The 19935-nt window shown below is 38.1% G+C and carries 21 protein-coding genes and 1 other RNA gene; 14 read left to right on the forward strand and 8 right to left on the reverse strand.

Going from position 1 to position 19935, the window contains the following annotated elements; translation table 11 throughout:
- Positions 1–1020: 1020 nt before the first annotated feature.
- The 3 genes from PGLA_RS08710 to PGLA_RS08720 are packed head-to-tail and all read left to right on the forward strand — an operon-like array spanning position 1021 to position 3929.
- Positions 1021–2166 (forward strand): DUF418 domain-containing protein, encoded by a 1146-nt coding sequence (locus tag PGLA_RS08710; protein WP_068531697.1) that lies wholly within the window; start codon positions 1021–1023, stop codon positions 2164–2166.
- Between the two features lie 39 nt (positions 2167–2205).
- Complete coding sequence (locus tag PGLA_RS08715; RefSeq protein WP_068531657.1) at positions 2206–3321, forward strand: sensor histidine kinase; 1116 nt, start codon at positions 2206–2208, stop codon at positions 3319–3321.
- A 2-nt stretch (positions 3322–3323) separates the two neighbouring features.
- The gene (locus PGLA_RS08720) at positions 3324–3929 is read left to right on the forward strand and encodes a response regulator transcription factor (RefSeq protein ID WP_068531659.1); all 606 of its coding nucleotides are present in this window, start codon (positions 3324–3326) and stop codon (positions 3927–3929) included.
- A gap of 262 nt (positions 3930–4191) precedes the next feature.
- On the opposite strand, the gene mazF is transcribed toward PGLA_RS08720, so the two are convergent.
- From mazF to PGLA_RS08735, 3 genes are all read right to left on the reverse strand, one after another.
- Entirely contained in the window at positions 4192–4521 is a 330-nt protein-coding gene (gene mazF, locus PGLA_RS08725) for an endoribonuclease MazF (protein ID WP_068531661.1), read from the reverse strand.
- Positions 4518–4793, reverse strand: coding sequence for an AbrB/MazE/SpoVT family DNA-binding domain-containing protein (locus PGLA_RS08730; protein WP_068531663.1), 276 nt, complete (start codon positions 4791–4793; stop codon positions 4518–4520). Before PGLA_RS08730 ends, mazF begins: the two co-directional genes overlap by 4 nt.
- Positions 4794–5192: 399 nt before the next feature.
- Complete coding sequence (locus PGLA_RS08735; RefSeq protein WP_068531665.1) at positions 5193–5753, reverse strand: NAD(P)H oxidoreductase; 561 nt, start codon at positions 5751–5753, stop codon at positions 5193–5195.
- Between the two features lie 167 nt (positions 5754–5920).
- Here PGLA_RS08735 and PGLA_RS08740 point away from each other — a divergent pair, with 167 nt between their 5' ends.
- A complete protein-coding gene (locus PGLA_RS08740) occupies positions 5921–6292 on the forward strand; it encodes a winged helix-turn-helix transcriptional regulator (protein ID WP_068531667.1) in 372 nt (123 codons plus the stop codon).
- A 72-nt stretch (positions 6293–6364) separates the two neighbouring features.
- On the opposite strand, the gene PGLA_RS08745 is transcribed toward PGLA_RS08740, so the two are convergent.
- Positions 6365–6829, reverse strand: a complete 465-nt coding sequence (locus PGLA_RS08745) for a hypothetical protein (RefSeq protein WP_161487863.1) — start codon at positions 6827–6829, stop codon at positions 6365–6367.
- Positions 6830–6847: 18 nt separating this feature from the next.
- On the opposite strand from PGLA_RS08745, the gene PGLA_RS08750 reads away from it, so the two are divergent.
- On the forward strand, positions 6848–7579 hold the full coding sequence (locus PGLA_RS08750) for a hypothetical protein (RefSeq protein ID WP_068531671.1): 732 nt from the start codon (positions 6848–6850) through the stop codon (positions 7577–7579).
- Between the two features lie 128 nt (positions 7580–7707).
- Here PGLA_RS08750 and PGLA_RS08755 read toward each other — a convergent pair whose 3' ends face one another.
- Positions 7708–8364, reverse strand: coding sequence for a hypothetical protein (locus PGLA_RS08755; protein WP_145939514.1), 657 nt, complete (start codon positions 8362–8364; stop codon positions 7708–7710).
- A 350-nt stretch (positions 8365–8714) separates the two neighbouring features.
- Here PGLA_RS08755 and PGLA_RS08760 point away from each other — a divergent pair, with 350 nt between their 5' ends.
- Positions 8715–8951 (forward strand): hypothetical protein, encoded by a 237-nt coding sequence (locus PGLA_RS08760; RefSeq protein ID WP_068531675.1) that lies wholly within the window; start codon positions 8715–8717, stop codon positions 8949–8951.
- A gap of 14 nt (positions 8952–8965) precedes the next feature.
- The gene (locus PGLA_RS08765; protein ID WP_145939515.1) at positions 8966–9199 is read left to right on the forward strand and encodes a hypothetical protein; all 234 of its coding nucleotides are present in this window, start codon (positions 8966–8968) and stop codon (positions 9197–9199) included.
- A gap of 435 nt (positions 9200–9634) precedes the next feature.
- Here PGLA_RS08765 and PGLA_RS08770 read toward each other — a convergent pair whose 3' ends face one another.
- Positions 9635–10231 (reverse strand): hypothetical protein, encoded by a 597-nt coding sequence (locus PGLA_RS08770; protein WP_068531677.1) that lies wholly within the window; start codon positions 10229–10231, stop codon positions 9635–9637.
- Positions 10232–10436: 205 nt separating this feature from the next.
- Here PGLA_RS08770 and ssrA point away from each other — a divergent pair.
- The 7 genes from ssrA (at position 10437) to PGLA_RS28530 (ending at position 17669) form a co-directional block, all read left to right on the forward strand.
- Positions 10437–10717, forward strand: a transfer-messenger RNA (tmRNA) gene (gene ssrA / locus PGLA_RS08775).
- A 397-nt stretch (positions 10718–11114) separates the two neighbouring features.
- On the forward strand, positions 11115–12092 hold the full coding sequence (locus tag PGLA_RS08780; protein ID WP_068531679.1) for a VanZ family protein: 978 nt from the start codon (positions 11115–11117) through the stop codon (positions 12090–12092).
- Positions 12093–12353: 261 nt separating this feature from the next.
- The gene (locus PGLA_RS08785) at positions 12354–13907 is read left to right on the forward strand and encodes a radical SAM protein (protein WP_068531681.1); all 1554 of its coding nucleotides are present in this window, start codon (positions 12354–12356) and stop codon (positions 13905–13907) included.
- Positions 13908–14008: 101 nt separating this feature from the next.
- Positions 14009–14218 carry a hypothetical protein gene (locus PGLA_RS08790; RefSeq protein ID WP_068531683.1) on the forward strand — a complete coding sequence of 70 codons (210 nt, stop codon included), beginning with the start codon at positions 14009–14011 and terminating at the stop codon, positions 14216–14218.
- 88 nt (positions 14219–14306) lie between these two features.
- Positions 14307–16139 (forward strand): ABC transporter ATP-binding protein, encoded by a 1833-nt coding sequence (locus PGLA_RS08795; protein WP_068531686.1) that lies wholly within the window; start codon positions 14307–14309, stop codon positions 16137–16139.
- Positions 16123–17382 carry a M16 family metallopeptidase gene (locus PGLA_RS08800; RefSeq protein WP_068531687.1) on the forward strand — a complete coding sequence of 420 codons (1260 nt, stop codon included), beginning with the start codon at positions 16123–16125 and terminating at the stop codon, positions 17380–17382. The genes PGLA_RS08795 and PGLA_RS08800 overlap by 17 nt, the downstream gene beginning before the upstream one ends.
- A gap of 44 nt (positions 17383–17426) precedes the next feature.
- Positions 17427–17669: a hypothetical protein gene (locus PGLA_RS28530; protein WP_068531689.1), complete on the forward strand. Its 243-nt coding sequence runs from the start codon at positions 17427–17429 to the stop codon at positions 17667–17669.
- 267 nt (positions 17670–17936) lie between these two features.
- Here PGLA_RS28530 and PGLA_RS27920 read toward each other — a convergent pair whose 3' ends face one another.
- Together PGLA_RS27920 and PGLA_RS08815 are read right to left on the reverse strand one after the other, a co-directional pair.
- Positions 17937–18107, reverse strand: a complete 171-nt coding sequence (locus PGLA_RS27920) for a hypothetical protein (RefSeq protein ID WP_161487865.1) — start codon at positions 18105–18107, stop codon at positions 17937–17939.
- A 464-nt stretch (positions 18108–18571) separates the two neighbouring features.
- A partial coding sequence (locus PGLA_RS08815) for a serine hydrolase (protein ID WP_068531701.1) occupies positions 18572–19935 on the reverse strand: 1364 nt, incomplete at its 5' end.

Below are 19935 nucleotides of genomic sequence, written 5' to 3' on the forward strand. Positions count from 1 at the left end.
TTGAAAAACAAAATAGTGATAACCATATATTACGAATAAAACATGTTGAAAGACTGGTTCCATAAACAAAGAAAGAAGGTTAAACCTTCCTTCTTGTAAGCTTTACAAAAAACCAATATATTAAGAAACCTATGTAATAAGCAACTATATCAAAAGGATCTGGAGTTGATTTCTTGTAGTACGGCGTTACATATTCCCAGAATAGTCCTACCAGTAAAATTAGAAAACTACACAATAAAAAGTTTTTTATTTCTCTTTTAGCAAAAATTACAATCAACAGGCTAGAATAAGACAATAGAATAATTGATGCTAATACATCGTTATAGTGCCCAACAAAGAACCAATGTAGTTGTACATCTAACCCTTTGAATATGTATTCATTTAGACCGTAGAGAATAAAACAGAATATAAAAATCAGCAAATCCCTTTTCACTAAATTATTCACACGTTCTCCTCTTGACATTAACAGATTGATAGAATGACTACTGCCAATATTATACCTAGAGCTATGTTAATTATCATTTTCATTTAAGTCACCCTTTTCTGTGTAAATTTTCCTAGTTCTATTCTACCAGTTTTCCATTAATATATCATTTACTTTTCGTTTAACGTTCACTGGATGATTTGGAGGGGCTTTACTATCTAGCAAGTCTCAAAGATATCTCCCTCATCCAGGAAATACAAACAGCACATCTTAAGAAGCTGATGAGGAGAGTGGACGATGTATTAATTCACCTATCACCACGAATCACAACCCATCCTTCAGAGCCGTATCACTCCATATTCATGCAGTACTACGGTCATATTCAGGCTATTATAGAAGATAGTTGTACTTGAGTTTCAATTTAAATATATAAGTAAGGGGACTTTGTTTGGCTATATGCCATTCAAGGTCTCTTTATGTGGGACCAAGTATTGGATATGACAGTGTCATATCCAAATGCTGACTGTTGTGAATATCGTACCCATCCGTTCAGAGATACAATGAAAGTACTTACTGATGAGGGGATGATTGACGCAATGGAGAGGGATAGCAGAAGAATTCGCTTGCTAGATATACTAAGAGGCTTTGCTGTGTTAGGTACGCTTGGAACAAATATTTGGATATTGGCACACTTGGGGGATTTGAACTATATATTTTCCTTTAATCACAATGCGTGGTGGACTTCAATCCAAGATTTCGTAAGAAATTTGGTGTTGTTTCTAGTCAATGGCAAGCTCCTTGGCTTGTTAACCATTATGTTCGGAGTAGGACTTGAGATGAAGTATCAGCAGGCATTAAGAAAAGGTACCGCTTGGCCTGGTGTATATATATGGACATCCATTATACTTATGGTGGAAGGATTCATCCACTTCATGCTTGTGTTGGAATATGATATTCTGATGAGCTATGGCGTAACAGCGATCATTGCGGCTTTTATTATAAAAGGTGGCGATCCCATCATGCGGCGCGTGATGAAGATTGTTGGCGGACTGCACGGGGGAATCATGCTCCTTCTATTGGTTCTTGGAATCTACATTGGTCTAACCGGGGCCAATATTTCTTTAGGAAATATGAATGAGACTATATTATTATATAGAGATGGTAGCTGGTTCCAGCAAGTTCAGGAACGGTTTACAAATTTTGTTATGTTGCGATTAGAAGTCATTTTCGTTATTCCAATGAACATTTTTCTGTTTCTATTAGGGATTCGTTTAATGAGATCCGGGACGTTTGCTCCTGATGAGAATGGGAGACAGAAGAGAAAGAAACTACTTCATATTGGACTATACCTGGGTATTCCATTGAATTTACTTATATTTGTACCAGGCGGCTACTTTGATTTACCCGTCCGTTATTTATTTGCACCCATTCTTTCGCTCGGATATATTGCGTTGATTGCTAAATTAGTAGAAGCGAATCAGAAGCTTTGGCTGTGGGGTAGACTTGAGCTGGTCGGCCAAATGTCACTCAGCTGCTATGTACTTCAGAATGTGATCGCTACAGTGATTTTCTATGGATGGGGCTTCGGTCTTGGAGGCAAAGTCGACTCCGTAACGATTGTGTTTATATGGCTAGCCATAAGCTACTTTCAGGTTATATTTGCTTCCCTATGGCTGAAGCGCTTTAAGTACGGTCCAATGGAATCAGCACGAAGGTTTACTTCTAATCTATTAAGCAAGTAGTAAGCAGAATGATTAAACAAATAAGGTGTGCATCTAATCATGTTGAAGAAGATTTACCCGGCAGATCAGATTGAAAAATATCTTCTTATTGATTTGATCGCTGTTATATTTCTAATTTATCGCGTTGTCATTTCAGAATGGACCATTCATTTTGCAGTCAAACTATTATTCATCGCATTATTTGTAGGTTGCTATTATGTTGGCTTATGGCATCGGGATTGGCGATTACTCATGGCCAGTCTCACGGGATGCCTGTTAATTGTAGTGCTTAGCATGTATGTCGATAGTTGGATATTAATGTATGGCTTTGTGTTTGCAAATCTGCTTGGCAGAGCGTATCACAAGTGGATTATCAGTGTAGGGATGGCTGGAATCATAGTTATGTTTATGGTGTTCTGCTGGATCAATGAGGGTAGCCCGATTGGAGTGTTCACACCCAAGTATTTCCCAAACCTTATTGCCCAGCTTGTCACACCAATCGTTATTTATACAAGAACGAAGGCTAATTTCTTGAAAGAAAAGCTTGATATAGCCAATGCTCAGCTTGAGCGTTATATTCAAGAGGAGGAAAGAAGCCGGATCGCAAGGGACCTACATGATACGCTGGGGCAAACGTTGACGATGATTAAATTAAAGAGCGAGTTAACGTTAAGATTGGTGGATAAGAACCCAGAGAAGGCTAAGGATGAACTGAATGATATCGTGAACACATCCCGATTTGCTTTGAAACAAGTGAGAGAACTAGTCACGGATATGAAATTTATTTCTCTTGAGAAAGAAATTGAATTATCAAGGGATATCTGTCACAAGGCTGGGATTGAATTGGCCGTAAACAATAAAGAGTCCAGACCTCTGCTAACCAATGTGGCTGAGACGATGCTGGCGCTTTCCATCAGAGAGGCCATTACCAATATTATTAAACATAGCGAGGCCAAACAATGTACAATTAGCCAATTCGAACAAGAGGATCATTATCATATTCAAGTGAGCGATGATGGGAATGGCAACCTCATGGAGGGGCAGGGCAACGGTATTCAATCGATTAGAGAACGTATGGCCTTGCTGCAAGGAGAAGTTCATATTGTGGCGTATCCGAACAATGGAGCTGCGATTACCTTAAAGGTTCCACTGATGAGGAATAGGAGGGTGAAGTAGGCGTGATACGTGTAGTCATAGCAGAAGATCAGCAACTTCTTCGAGGGGCATTGACGTCTTTATTATCCTTAGAAGATGATATTGAAGTCGTAGCGGAAGCAGCAGATGGTCAAGCAACATGGGAGGCTATTCAGCAATATCAGCCGGATGTTTGTTTACTCGATATAGAGATCCCCTTACTTACAGGTCTTGAAATTGCGGAGAGACTTAGACAAGAAGGGAGTTCATCGAAAATAATTATTGTGACCACATATGCCCGCCCTGGTTTTCTGCAAAAAGCAATGGCATTGAAGGTAGAGGGCTACTTATTAAAAGATGAACCGATTGATTTCTTAATTGATTCCATTCGTAAGGTAATGGCGGGTAAGCGGGTCGTAAGTATGGACTTAGCAGCGGCGCTTTTTCTGAAGGAAGAAAATCCGCTTACCGAACGTGAAACAGAAGTGCTGCGGATGGCACAAGAGGGGCTGACGACAAAGGAAATAGGAAAGAGAATATTTCTAACAGAGGGAACAGTCAGAAACTACTTATCTTTAGCCATTCAAAAATTGGAGGTAGAGACCAGACAACAAGCCACCGAGAAAGCACATGATCAAGGTTGGATTTGAAATATAGACCATTTGCCAAATAGACAGATTAAAGTATTGTACACACCTACATATAATAAACTAGTAGGAATCGAATTCCATCATTATTACTAACAATTAAGGATACTAAAAAAGCTGATTGGAATTCCAATAGCTTTTTGCTAGTGGCAACATAGTATAAATGACTACTCTTCTAACTCTATCTCGAAATTTTCTATGAGAACGGATAATTCAATATGTAATGCTTTAGCTAGTGAGATAATGGTGGGTAAACGATATTCAATCAGTTCAGAAAGGTATGAATTTTGTCTAAAACTTCTTGCGTAACAGAATTATGAGCTTGACCAACGATTTCGCAGCGACGTGCTTTCCAATCTAAGGTTTTTATCTGATCGCTTAAAATCACTCCGGTTATCTTACCTTCTTCAGTTAACTTTACTTCAAAAGGATATCCCTTCGATTGATTGGTGATGGGGCAGAAGGTAGCGAATCCTGTGGCTTGATTAAATGCCTTCGGGGATAACACGATAGCTGGCCTTCTACCCGCCTGTTCGTGTCCTGCTTGTGGGTCAAAACTTAGATAGACCAAATCGCCACGGTCGGGAATAATCACAGGGATTCATTCCCTTCTGATTTTCCAAAATCAATTTCTTTGTGTTGATTTGTTGGGGTAATTTGAGAGATTAATTCTTCCAGTGTCGGCTTTTGTATCACAGGAATAAGGCTTAGACCACCCTTATCATCGAAATCCAAATGCATTTCAGTACCTTCACCAATACCTAACTTTGAGGTGAATTGGACAGGGATTCGTAAAGCTAAACTGTTCCCCCACTTTTGTACTTTAACAGACATTGCGCTCATCCTTTTCCCATTTGATAAATCCATTATAGCACTGCCTCCCCTTCACGTATATACATAGTATATACGTGAAGGGGAGGAGTTATTCCAAGTTTCATCAAGTTAATTACAGATAATTTGGATGATGAGTTGATCCAATCGGATGATCTTATAATCTATATGTTGCATCGTTATCCGAGTATATTCAGCGTAAACTACTTCGCTTTCCGTCAGATAAACCATTACCAATATTATTAAACATAGCGAGGCCAAACAATGTACACTCAGCCAATTCGAACAAGATGAGCATTATCATATTCAAGTGAGCGATGATGGGAATGGAAACTTAATGGAGGGGCAGGGCAACGGTATTCAATCAATTAGAGAACGTATGGCCTTGCTGCAAGGAGAAGTTCATAGTAAGTAAGGGTGTTATTCTTTTTTTGTTCACTTATATTCTCGACCTAAAAGATAAGCATGGTTCAGTAGGCCTTCGATGTATTCGTTGGATTCGGAAAGTGTGTCGTATAAGAACTCGACCTTGGATTCTTTCACTCTTGCGTAACCAGCAATCGCGTTATTTAGGTAGTGAGTAATCATATCGTGGTATTCATATTTGATTAAATGTTCTTGATCCCCGCCGGCTAAGCAAATCCATAGTACCTTCTTAGAAGTGAATTCCTTGAGTAAACCGATGTTCCATACTTTATCCAAGTACCCTTTTAACATGGAAGGAACGCTATACCACCATAGTGGGAACACGAAGACAAGCGCATCGGCAGCGACAATTCGATCCATTTCCTTCCGTATTTCAGGTGAAAATTGCTTATCAGGACTCTTCCAATCTCGTTCATCTTCTGCTGTATATACGGGATTGAATCCGTCTCGATCCAAGTCCATTATATCTACTTCGTGGTTATTCTGTTTCAAACCTTCAACAAAACGATTCATGACGGCATAGGTAAGGGAATTTTCTCTGGGATGAGTGACGACTAATAGAACTTTCATGTGTCAGTAACCTTCTTTCTCATATATGATGTGGTGAACATGATTACAGATGTTATTATGAGTAATATGATATTAGATGTGAAGTACGCACTTTGAAGTACAGTAGGTACTTTGAAGTTCCTTAGTTCTTTTTCGGAGGTATGAATGCGTGGGAAGGAGAAGGTTCAATGAAAGAAAATACAAATAAATATACGATAGGGATTGAGGCAACGCTAGAGATAATCAGAGGGAAATGGAAGGGGATCATCGTATATCATTTGACAACGGGGAGAAAACGAACCTATGAACTGCGAAAGTTAATGCCTAACCTCACCCAAAAAGTCCTTACGCAACAGCTTAGAGAGCTTGAAAAGGATGGAATCATTACTCGAATTATCTATAACCAGATTCCGCCAAAAGTAGAGTATGAGATTAGTGATTATGGGTGGGGTTTGATAAATATACTGGATAGTGTTTGTTTATGGGGAGAAGAGCATTTAGATAAAGTTTATGGAGATAAGGCATTGGTACTAAAGGCTGAAAGTGACGTGAATTTCTGACACTATAAACGAACCGTTGAGGGGACTAACCCTCAACGGTTCGTTTTGCTGTAGGGAGCCATTTGCACATGTTTACCCTTCATCCATATGTTCAAGTTTCCACTGCATTCCTTGTAGCAGAAAAGCGTTACCTTTATGTATTATGCGCCACTTAGGGTTCAAGATTGAACATAATTTATTGAAACGTTCGATACGTTCTGTTACTGAAATCAGCACATATTGGGTGAATTGGCGGAAAAATGCCGATTTATCATTAGACTGCTCTGAGTTCGCATACATCATAACAAAATCCTCAACAATAGCTTGTACGATAGGACTATCGATAGACAATTTTTGTTCCATAGCAGTACCGACTCGGATGCGAATGTCTTCAAGCTTTCTGGCCCATGTGGTAGCCTGGATTCGAGGTTTATGTGCTATGTTAAAAAACGGAAGCTGGTAATGTACAAAGTCTGCTATATATTGTGGATCGTTCATAAGCTCCTGCAATTCATTCCAGGCGACTGTTTGTTTTGCTGTTAATTTCACTTCATTCATAATATATTTGTTGAATAAATGAAAGAATATGAAGCGTTAGGTGCGGGTGTTACATGGGATCAAGTATACAAAACGGTTACCATTGTATCTGGGATCGACTCGGGTAACTTAGGTGATGGAGGTGGCGTAATAACACCTAAACCGCCATCCACAGGAGGTAGCTCTGTAACAGCTCCTTCTCCAACAAACAAGTATGCGATCTCCGTATCAAAGGATAAATGGCAGACTGTAACGGTGCAAACGAAAACATGGAATGGCAAGGGGTATGTATCGTCTAAACCTGTTCAGATCAAGGTAGAGTTCGGAAACCATGCTTACGGTTCTCAGACACAGGCTGAGTACGACTACGTAATGAAGAACGTGAAAGAATCTGTGGATAAGTTGTTCGGTGCTGGTGGGGAGTACGAGAAGTCTATTGAAGTAGGCGATAAATTAGCGATATACAGACAAGCCTACGATGGGTATAAAGCTGGAGATAGGATAGAAGATATAGGGTGTACAAAAGGGGACGCTTACGCAACAAGCCTATCTGTAGTGGAAGGTTATGGTGGTATGATAGATAATGGACGGTCCTTTGAAGAGATGGTGAAGTTTGGGATTATGGCTACCGTAGTAGACTTTTTCATGAGGTCGTCTCTTTCAAATCGGGTCTATGGTAGAGTCGATTTTATAGAAAGAGCGACCTTTTTTCAATTTATTGCTACCTTATTTTGGTTAATCAACAGGCGTGGCCAGAAAACTATTTACTAACGACTTATGAAATATTACACTTGCATATCCTATTATCTTTTAGAATTGTTACAAATTTAATTAGATTACTTGTGTAAGGCAGACAATCATACATATTGTCTGCCTTTTTTCACGCTACGAGGGATTGTTCAACAAAATCGGCAAGACCGCTTGCCTGCTCTGCGAATCACAAGTTTACGTTTCCTCGCTTTCGGTATCGTAATCCCGTGAAAAGAAAGTGTGCCTGTAAGCTGATTATATGACACACTGTAAGTTTTTCCAGCAACAAGGTTCAACTGCTGGATGATAGCTGGATTCAAACGGAACACGCCCGTCAGTTCGAAATCTCGACTAATTTTTCTCAACCGAAGCCGTGCTTTACGCAGCCCGTTGCTCAATGCTAGAAGGTCACCGCTGGCCAAAGTGATACCGAGTGCTCCGCTAAGTCCGAGGCCATTGCCGATCACAACACGATTTCTTGACAGCTTCGGATCGCTGGTAACCTTCAAGGTGTAGAAGGTTACCGGCTTGCGGCGAATGGTGAGTGTTTTGGTTGCTGTATTATACGTTAGCGTGTAGCGAGCTTTGTTTTGCAGGCGAAATATTCGAGCCAACGGCTTACTGAGTCCAAACATGTTATAGATGCATTCGGACGCCGCGTCTTGGTTCACTTTGACCCTTCGTGCGGCCCGTCCCCTGCGTAGTGTCACCATACTTCCATCCGGAATGATGCCTAGATTGTTATCCGGCGCTCCTCCGCATTCTGAATACAAATCCACTTCCTTTACATTTTGAGCGTTAAACACGCCCACGTCCACACCGCTGGAAATCAGGCTTTTGATTTGGACCATTTCCTTGAACTCCCCCTATGCTGCAAATAATGCATCATATGTAATCAAATTACCTCTGACACAAAAATGGGCTTTTTGAAGACCATACATTTATTTTTACATAGTTGTGAAGAGATTGAACAAGGTTTGTAAACGTAGTAGACTTTTTCATGAGGTCGCCTCTTTCAAATCAACTTCTGTGGTGGAATTGATTTTACCGAAAGAGCGATCTTTTTACAATTTTATACTCCTATATTTTGGTTCCAAGCATCTGTAAAAGGATAACCAGCATCTGATCCTATCTTCTAATGAAGGGAGGCGAGGAAATGAAAGACAAACAGAGCATCCTAAGATATTACAGATCATATGGAATATCGCTGAGAAATAACACTCTATTTGTAGATAACGGACTGCATAATTATTTAAATGAACAAGGTTTGCGGTATGGCTATTTTATTGGATTCCAAGAGAATTGCCGAGAGATTTATAGGGGGAAGTATAATGCTGATATGATGTTTGATCGTGGTAGCCTTGGTGATGGGAATTGGGTAGTTCAGACATAAGGTCAAATCGGGAATTGCTGGAATCAAGAGCAAAGGAACTGGAGTATCTTGTTTCTAACGAACAGGAAAACGAAGGCTCTCTAAATGCCTTTCAACAGGAAATTAAAAAATTCGTTCAGCTAGAATTAGGTAATGAAGAAATGCTTCGCGAAGTTCTTAACCGATTGATTGAAAGGGTTGAGATTGCGAAGGATGGTAGTATTGATATCCACTATAATTTCAAAAATCCGTTGTTACTGAGGGCTTAGGTTGCCCCCTTACATTTTGTCAATATTGAGTACTCCACACATGTGGAGTGCTTATTATTGATGGTTCGCAATGTCTAGACGAGATGTGACAGTATTGCTCAAGCAAAGTAGTGAACCGTATTACAAACAGTGATAATGCAAATAACGTGATGTGTAAGGGGAGTTCGACTCCCCTTGGCTCCATCCGTAATAGCAGTGAGTGTGCCCTTAAAGGCATGCTCACTTTTTTTTTGTGTATAATGAACTCCAATGAATATATATATAGAAATCAGCTACAAAAGAAAAAGAGAGGCACTGAAATGCCTCTCTTCCCTAGAATAATCCTTCCACCTGTATTTCTAACAATCCCCGAGTCAAGTAGGTGCTCACATGCTTGCTACATAGCATTACATTTACTTCAAAGACTTACTCCAACAATAACTCTTAGACGCTTGCTTAAAGCCTATACTTTTGTGCTGTCGCAAGTGGTTCAATAAAGGCTGCCTTTGTATCTATATCGAACCACATTCCACAAAAAGATGCATAGCTTTGATCTGGGGCTACAGCGACAGAGCATATCTCGTGTCTGTAGTCGAGCCATGCATGTTTTATAGGCAGATAGACATCATCATCATATGAAGGAGGTTCCCCTTCGTAATCAAATGCTTTCCATAGTAAGTCATTCAGTTTTTTAAAGCTGTACACTTCCTGAAGACTCCTTATTTGAAAGCCCTCAGCAATAGGGGCGTCTTGTGTCGGTTCGGATAAAGAGTATGTCAGAGTCCTGCCTTCACTTCCCTTTGTATATCCGTTTGCTTCAAGGCTATCTTGCAATACATCCGTTTCATTCACAAAAATGTTTAAATACTTATTCCCGTTATTATCTGTACCGGCAAAGGTTCTTTCTGCATATTGAAGCATGTCTGTACAAAGTTGGGCATATTCAGGGTTAAAATATATGATTACATCGCCATACCAAGGACTGTCAAGCGAAACTCTTCCCACAATTTCGCCATCATCCTCCCAAATACCAATCTTTTCTGGATGAAACATTTCAAAAGAGGGATGTTTTGAAAAGCAATCCCAGGTTACCTTTCCTATATTATTAAACTCATATTTGCTTTTTCCGAGTGAGTTGCTTATTTTTTCGATGTCTCCATCTTTAAATAGTCGAAAAGTTATCCCCGTAATCGTTCTCCTTTTTCAACCATACTTCGGTCATATTATTTACCTAATTCTATATTTTGGTAAAGCATAAGACAAGGGAAAAAATGAATTATTTCCATTATTTATCTAAGTATGGATATTGCATGTTTATGGATTAGAATTATTATTCTCAATCGCCCATGTAGCGGGATAAGAGCTCAACTTTAGTGGAATACGCTGTCTCATCTCCACCTGCGGTGAGCTGAAGAAGCCAATCAGGCTGACCCAACGTATAGCCGGTTACGGGGCGATACGTTGGGTGACATCAAAACTGTGACTACTCTCGTAGAAGTTTATGTGCCGTTATCTTCGGACAGGGGTTCGACTCCCCTTGCCTCCATACATAAAATCCACAATCGCATGAGGTTGTGGATTTTTGCTCTTCTATGACATTTTCTTCAGAAGAAGCTCTACATGTTCCTTTTAGAAGATGAGTGGTTGTTCTTCTGATAATTACCGACACAAAATATGTCTATATCATTGACGTAATTTATGTCATTTTATAGAATAGTGACATAAAATATGTCGAAAGGCGGTTCGAATTAATAAACGAGAGAGAGGGCGAGAGTCCTAAACGGGAGAGGGCTGACTTTACAGTGTTCCGTGATTTTGAAAATCACAAAAAAGTAATATAAGATAGGTGTAACTAAACATTCAAGATAAACGTTTTCCATATGATGAACTATATGATTAGACACGAAAAATGAACTGAGGAAAGGTGGTCTGTAGCGTGGATCTAAAATTGAACGAAAGATGTGAGGACAACCCGGAAAAGGCCGGAGCCAGCAGATTATTAATTGTTATATTTTATTTGATAATCATTGTCTATGCTTTCATTGCTATTAAAGTTATTTTGTTTAAGACAGTTCCCTTATCAGCCTTATTTCATTCAAGAATAATGTCTTTAAGAAGCATTAATGTGATTCCTTTCCATACGATTAATGAATTTTTTATAAGTGCGAATATTGACATGGGAAGGGCATTGGCGAATATAGGGGGGAATATCGCGATTTTTGTTCCTTTCGGGATATTTGTAGCCTATGCCGTAAACAGAAAGCCTCTTCGTATTCCATTTCTATGGCTGCTGATTACTTCATTTATGCTTGAAATCATTCAATATGTCTTCGCTTTGGGCAGTAGCGACATAGATGATATTCTATTGAATTTCACTGGCGGGGCTATTGGTATTGGTATATATAAATGGTTTCGAAAAAAAACGTCCTCCCATAATCATTTCCTTATGGCTGTCATTGGTTTCCTCTTAATTTCAGGACTTTTTGGGGGCACTGCTCTCAGGATAGCTGACCCTAATTTGTTGTCTTTCACGGCTTCCAAAATTAGTTATATCAATGAAAATGATGAGGTAATAGCGGGATGGAATGAAGCTGAAGCAGACTTGTTTGGAGATTTGACAGCTTCCGGAATGAATGAAATTACAGTATATATGAATCCAAAATACACTCAAATGACAGGAAAAAAAGAAACGGATAACGAGTATGTTCATATACAAATAAATAACTCAACTCAAGTATTCATCAGGTATATTAGCACCGATAAGAATACTGTCATCAGTAACTATGAAAAAGTAACGCATTCTGACATAGCTACCTTGCTGGAAACAAGGGGGATTACTCCTACAGTTAGGGTTTGGTTATCTAATGATAATATGCCAGTTGCTGAAGCGGTACTTATTGGTATTACAGATTAGGTTAAATTAAAATTTACTTCTCATATTGAAAAAAGAAGCCATCGAAATAATGCTGGCTTCTTTTTATAATTTCAGGAAATAAAACAACATAGATTAATAGTTTACAAAATAAGTAATGGATGCTATCATTTGATTAATACAGGACAAATATTACATATTATGTGATAAATTTCACAAAACTAAATGAACATTTAATCGTTAACTGCTTTTAGACTGTGCATGTACATTATAAATTTAGATTCTTTAAGGAGGTATTAATGGATGGCGAGTTCAAGCGTTAAAAAGAAGATCTCCATTTTAGGGAACCTGCATAAGTCGAATTGGGGACGCTTGGGGACTGTATTTGAGACGGAAAATAATAGATATTTTTATGACACGGGAACAGGAAAGGTATTTCTATGTGATGTCGTAGAATCGGCAATTTTGGAAAGACTGTTAACAAGTTCAGACCTCGCCGGCATTATACAGTTAGATTTTACTGATACTGAGCTTGAAAACGCTCTGAATACGATTTTGGCTCTTGTTGAGCAAGAGAAAATTCTCCAGGCACCTTCCTTCCAGGAATTTATTACTCCAAAGAAATCAGAATTATTAGGTATCATCAGTGGAGGCATAGAGCAAGTTATTTTGGAATTGACTGAAAAGTGTAATTTAAGATGCAAATACTGTATTTACCAAGAAGAAAATATTGGATATAGAAATTTTTCAAAGAAAGATGTAGATTGGGAAACTGCCAAGAAAGCTTTGGACTATATCTCCCAGAATGTAGGGGAAAGTTTGGCTTTGACCTTCTATGGAGGAGAGCCGTTAATAAATTTTGAACTAATGAGGCAATGCATTGAATACAGCAAAACTATTATGAGCGATGTCAATATATCTGTCTCTTTTACAACAAATCTAACGCTTGTTACTGATGAGATAGCTGATTATCTGTCTTCTTTGGATAAATGTTCGGTCTTATGCAGTTTGGACGGTCCAGAAAAAATTCAAGATTATTACCGTGTAACTGTAGATGGCAGCGGAAGCTTTAGCAGAGCTATTAAAGGGCTTAGAAGATTAGTGGAGGCTTTTCAAGATAAACCTAATCACTCATTAGGTATAAACTCCGTTGTTTGTCCTCCTTATAGTTTAGGTAAGATTGATGAACTTAACGCTTTCTTCAAATCATTAGAGTGGTTACCCCCAGAAGTTAATATAAATTGTTCATATGTGGATCAAGGAAGCATCGATTGGGAACAGATGGGAGTTGTAAAGCAAGAAATAGACTTTGAAGAGTTTTACGCTAGCGAAGAGGTGTCCGATCCTTTAGGAGTATGGGCTTTTGCAACGATAGATAACGATGACGGCATAACGGGGATGGCACGAGACATTAGCCAAACCAAATTGTTGCGTATTCACAACAGAGTAATAACGGACGAACCTTTACTGGGTATACATATGAACGGATGTTGTATTCCCGGTCAGAGAAGATTATACGTTACTACCGAAGGTAAATTTAAAGTGTGTGAAAGAATGTCTAATTCACCTTACATTGGAGATATTGAACATGGAATAGATATAGAAGCGGTCTATCGTAGTTACTTTGAAGAGTATTCTAACAAGTCAATTAAGCACTGTTCGAACTGTTGGGCGGTTCGCTTATGCGGAATTTGCTTCGCTCCATGCTATCAAGATAATGGACTCGATGAAAATAAGAAAATGGCTACTTGTTACGCAGAGAAGGCTATCACTAAATTTTACTTGCAAAGGTACCATCAATTAATTGAGGATACTCCCGAAAAAATACAATACTTTAATGAACTTATCATTTCGTAATGATTGGCTGCAATATGCGGTAGCTATAACATTCTTATGATACCGGGTCATACGGAATGTTATTTCTATAAAAATCTATTTTAAGAGAAGGAGAATTCAGCATGAAACTGATTAATCCCGTAGGTAGAACAACCAAGATGGATACACAAGCATATTATGGCGTATCTCCAATGCAAGGCTGTATTTGCTCAGGTTCCACTGCTGTGGCAGTAGATATTGCCAAGTCCAGTGCAGGCACGGGATGTGCTTGCTATTGTGCAGGAGACTCCAAGAACCAAATGGCGAATTATACAGCGGCATACATTAACTAGTTGATAAGCTATATAATTCAATTGAAACAGGGCCGCTATTTTTGATAGGGCCCTGTTTTCATACCTTACTAATAATGGGAGACCTTATATGAAAGCGTTCCACGAAAAAATAATAACTGTACAAGACTACATTAAAATGTTGGCCAAAATCCTTGCTTTGCTTTGGAAAAGTTCGAAACATACTTTAGTTTTGTTGATATTTTTTAATTTATTGGCCGGCTTGTCTATTCCTGTTACAACAATAATATGGAAGTTCTTTATTGATAGCGTCGTTGAGGCTTTAACCAGTAAGGATCTTACCGAACCGATCATATGGATATTAATTCATTTCTTGTATACGCAATTTAAAAACATAATGAATAATGTATGCCGGTATTTTGAGTCTAACCAAGCAGATTATATGAATAAGTATATAACGGAATTGACACTTGATAAGATAGATCGCATGGAAATGGATAATTTTGACAATGTCGAATTATATGATTGTATTCAAAAAGTAAATAATGAATCTGCACAGCATTCTATGAATATTCTTAGGACCCTTATCCTTGTGCTACAAAATTTTTCATCCATGGCTGGGGCTATCGCGATTTTTTTAGATTTTGGCCCAATAATTCTCTTAATAAGCTTCTTTGCGTGTCTACCTTCGCTCATCATTAACATCAAAATGTCCTCTAAACAGTTTGATATTTTTACGAAACGTTTTGAAAGGTTAAGATTTATCAATTATCTCAAATCCATCATTATCACTTATGAAAATATTAAGGAAGTCAAAGTAAACAGATTAAATTCCTATTTTAAGACAACGATCATAAATGACTTTAATACTTTTTTGAAAGAAGATAAAAAAATAAGAAAGAAATTCTCTGTACAAAGCAGCATGACTAATGTATTGGAAAATATAGTTTCCTATGGTTTTCAAATATACATCCTCATAAAAGTGGTTTCCAGAAACCTAACTTTGGGAGATCTGACCTTATTTATTAGTACATTATCGAATTTTCAAAATTCAATACAGAACATTTTAAGCTCCATCTCTTCATTATACTACGATGCTCTCTATATTCAAAACCTATTTTCTTTGTTAGGAAGGGAAACTCCCAACAAAGAAGTAGCTAGTACGACTTACCCTACCCATTTTGAGAAAATAGAATTTCAAAACGTATATTTTAAATATCCGGGTAGAGAAGAGTTTGTACTTAAGAATATTAGTTTTGTTCTTTCAGCTAAAAAAAGCTATTCGATTGTAGGCTTGAACGGTTCTGGCAAAACCACGCTGGTTAAATTGCTTTTAAGATTGTATAAACCTGCTTCAGGAAATATTTTAATAGATGGCATAAACATAAATGATATCGATCTGGAGGAATTTTATAAGCACATCGGGGTTGTATTCCAGGATTTTATCAAGTACCCCTTCGATATTGAAAAAAATATAGCACTTGGTTCAATTGATGAATTAAATAATTTCTCAAAAGTAAAAAGAGCAGCGGAACAAGCGGGAGCGGATCGTTTTATTGAAGAACTTCCCCTAAAGTACGCAACCATGCTAAACAAGGAATGGTCCGAAGCCACCCAATTATCACTGGGTCAGTGGCAAAGGCTTGCAATTAGCAGGGCATTTATGTCTAATTCTAGTATTCTAATTTTGGATGAGCCAACCGCTTCACTTGATGCTGAAGCTGAGTTTGAGTTGTTTACAAAATTCAGGGATTTAATGTTTGATAAAACGACCATTTTAATTACGCACCGGCTTTCCACAATTCGATTAGTAGACGAAATACTGGTTCTAAAAGATGGGCAGGTTCTTGAAAGTGGAAGTCATGATACTTTGTTAAGATACAATGGTGAATACGCAAGACTGTATAAAATGCAGTCAGACATGTACATGAGGGGGGAACTTGTTAATGAAGGATCGCATTAGCCAAAGCACTCTTCCAAGTGGGCTTACCTATTGTGTCCGAGAAACCGACATTGAAAAAAATGCAGTAATGTTAAGTCTGAACTTAAAAGTGGGGTCACTTCATGAATTGGATACGGAAAATGGGCTTGCTCATGTAGTAGAGCATATGAATATGGTATTCGATAAGTATAGGTATTATGCGGATGGTTTTCAATATAGTAGTATCGGACTAACTGATTTTGACCGAACGGTATATGTAATAAAATGTCCAAACGAAAGCGAGGCCATTAGGCACGGATTATTCATCCTGAAGCAAATTGCATTAGGAAACTATATAAAAAAAGAGACGCTGGAAGAAGTTAAAAGGGATGTACTACAAGAAATAATTAATAATAATAAAAGTAAAAAAAGTAAAGCATTTAAAATGATCTTTGATAATTCGTTTTACAAGACACGGATACCGATAGGTGACGCGAAAATTATAGAGCATCTTAGTTTTGAGCAAGTTAAAGCCTTTCATGAAAAATGGTATATTCCTGAGGAAATGAATGTAATTATTTTAGGTGACATCATAACAGAAGAAGCAAATAAATTTATCGAAACAGAATTTAATAGTTTCTCCCGTAAAAATAACACAGAATGTAATGATATAAATAGATGCTATCAACTGAATTTAGAAACAGGGGAAATTAAAAAGGTGATCACTTCAGAGAAATTAAATCATATAGAAATATACATGGATTACATTAAATCTGATGTAATGAACATAAAAAACGAAGTCTGTAATAATACATTAGCGATATTAATTGAAAAAACATGTGTTGCTGCATTAAATGACTCTAAGGTTGAGTTTTCATTTTTTTCTTCTACTTTCGTCAACTTTATTAATTGTTACCAGTTCTTGAAGATGCAAATTGTGTACTGTTTGGACTTGCATGAAACAATCATTAATGTGATGGAAAAAGTATTTAATAATATCCAAGAGGATTCAATGCTTTTAAAATTTTATTTTGAGGAAACTAAACAAGATTACTTGGAATATTTTAAATCCAAAGCTTATCTGAGTGACCTGGCTTTATCGAACTTGATGGAAGAAAGTATAGATCATTTTATTTTTAATTATCCTCTAATTTCATACGAACAAAAAATACAGGATTTAATTAAGGTGATTGATAATCTTTCTTATGTAGATATAAGAAGCTTAGTGCAACAGCTATTTAGTTACAAGGACTGTTCATTTTTAATTTTTCAAGGAAAAGGCTAGTGCTCTTTATTGGTAATGGGTGAATAGTTTGACTCGTTGCGGATTTGTTTGCCAAATATGGTGTCGAAGTACCGCATGACGGGATGACATGGCAGGAAATCATCGATATAGCCCGGCGGTTTCCGACCGAAGGTGACGAGAAGACCCGAGTTTACGGACTTGGCAGCGAATACGGCATGTCCATGGAGAATCTCGCTTCATCCATCGCCAATACCCAGGGTTTAATATATCAATCCGGATACAATGAAAATCACACTGAATACAGATTCATGGAAGCAAGTCTATAAACTAGCCAAGGACGCGGTCGATTCGGGGCGATTTACAATTCCAATGATGGGAGGTTCCGGAGCGGAACGATAAAAGAGTATTATCAGAGCCAGGCGTTTTTGATGGGACGTATGGCCATAAGGCTGCACTTTTACTAGGGGCATCAATTATTTGCAGTAATGACATGATATTTAAGAAGTGATTCAAGATACTCCAATTTATGTGACACATGATGAGGCTCTTACAAACATATTAATCGAACAAGATACACTTGTTGATTTTTGCTATTATACGATTAAAGAAGGTATCGAGAAATCTCGGGTTGTTCGTAAGTTTTTGAGTGTAGTCGATTCTAATAAAGTCACTGATTTAGATAGACTCTTGTCATACTCGGAAGTTGAGACTTGAGTATTAGAACCGGCGATTTGTGGATTTCCATAGCCACGGTTCGCCTCCATAAATAAGGAAACCCCCACTCTTTGAGCGAGTTTTTTCTCATTTATGGAGTATATTGTAGATAGAATGTAGTCGTCAAATGACGGAGGCTCTATTTTTGGTTTAAGCTGTAGACATGATGTCTACAACTTAGAGGTAAGTCATTCTGTTATGCACACTCCACACATGTGGAGTGCGTGGTAAGGATATATCGAGATTAGAAGCATTGATGTACAACGGATATAGATCGGTGGCAGTATGTTTCAGCATACAAGAAAATGAAGAAGGTCGAGTGGGGGGAATATATATTCTTTCATGCACAAGGCATGTGGAGTGCTGTGTGTTGCTGGTGAGAGGGTAGTGACTAGAACCACATTTATCTATATCAGAAGAGCCCGATCATTTGGTGATCGGGCTCTTCTGATTTGGCAACCAGATTGTGACTATACCAGTGTAAACTAGGGTAAGAATCTTATGTGCTACAAGTCTATTTATTCTTCAAATTAATTTTAAATACATCCCCTTCATTACCACCAAAAACGATCATCCCACCTTCAGGTAGTACTACCGAATGATTGCTTGTTGCCTTTGAAAAGTTCACAACCATTCCATTTGCGTCATAAACGGCAAATCCCCCACTTACCGGAGTCTCAACGTTCATGACTCGATTGGCTGATTCTTCATCAATCTTGTACCATACAGCCTGACCATTCGATGGTATGCTGCTAATCGAGGAGTTCCCTTCATAAATGGGTTGAATAGCATCTTCACTGATATAGGATTGTCCATCGATCATTAAATGCTCTGTATGGTCCACGTTATAGAAATTCAAATCAAAAGTATCTCTTCCGTTCAAAATAGGAATATCAAATACATTTACTGCTTTATTCTTATCAACAATTTTAGTGCCGGATGCGTATCCATGGTTGATATCAACGGATATATTTTTGGCCAAAAGCGGTTTGAGCAGATACATCATTGAAGTTATCTTTTCATCCAAAGCGTAGTAGTTTTTTCCATTTCTATGTTCCCATACCGTTTTAGTTGACTGATCTAGAGGATTGGAATCTAACTTTTGATATTCATAGGTTACCGTAACCGTTTGACCTAATCCTGGAGTATTTATATAAGTGTTAAGTTTTAAATAGGTTTTTCCATTCTTCGGTTGGTCAAAGCTTATGATTACATTCCCATCGTTGTTTTTGAACTCTCCATTGCCCGTATATACATATTTTTGAGGCGGTAGCAATCCATTTCCTAGCTCGGGTAAATCAATCTCTCCGTTCTTTATCTCCAGCTTTACCGTTTTACCTACGGTACCGTATAATCCAGAGTAAGCAAGCAAATCCGATGGCATGTCCACTTTCAATGGAGGTTCAAATGTTTTGTCAGGTAGGATCTCTTTAATGATGCCTTTGGCTCTTGTATATTCCAATAAAATATTAGATGCAAATATACTAGTGTAGGTACCACTACCTCCCGATGAAAGCACAGCTATAGAAATATCATGTTCGGGTAGGGTAGTCAAAGCAGCGTGATACATATACGTATCTCCACCTTTAAATAATGCGGTTATTCCGTAATCACTAAACGGTGCTAAACGGACGGCATCCCAACCAAGACCATAATTAATGGTGTTTGTCTCTTCAGAAACCCATACTCCCTTTCTATACTCATGACTTTGCATGGCCTTTGCTGACTTCTCAGATAAAATATTCGTTCGATTCCCGATTAATACTTCAGCGAACTTAACGACTTCTTCGGCCGTGGAGTAGATGCCGCCTGTCCCAATGAGATTGGCATTCTCAACGGGTAAAGCCTGATCCATCCCAGGAAAATAAGTTTTTGCGA

The organism is Paenibacillus glacialis, from assembly GCF_001637205.1.
In the GTDB taxonomy this organism is placed as follows: domain Bacteria; phylum Bacillota; class Bacilli; order Paenibacillales; family Paenibacillaceae; genus Paenibacillus_AQ; species Paenibacillus_AQ glacialis.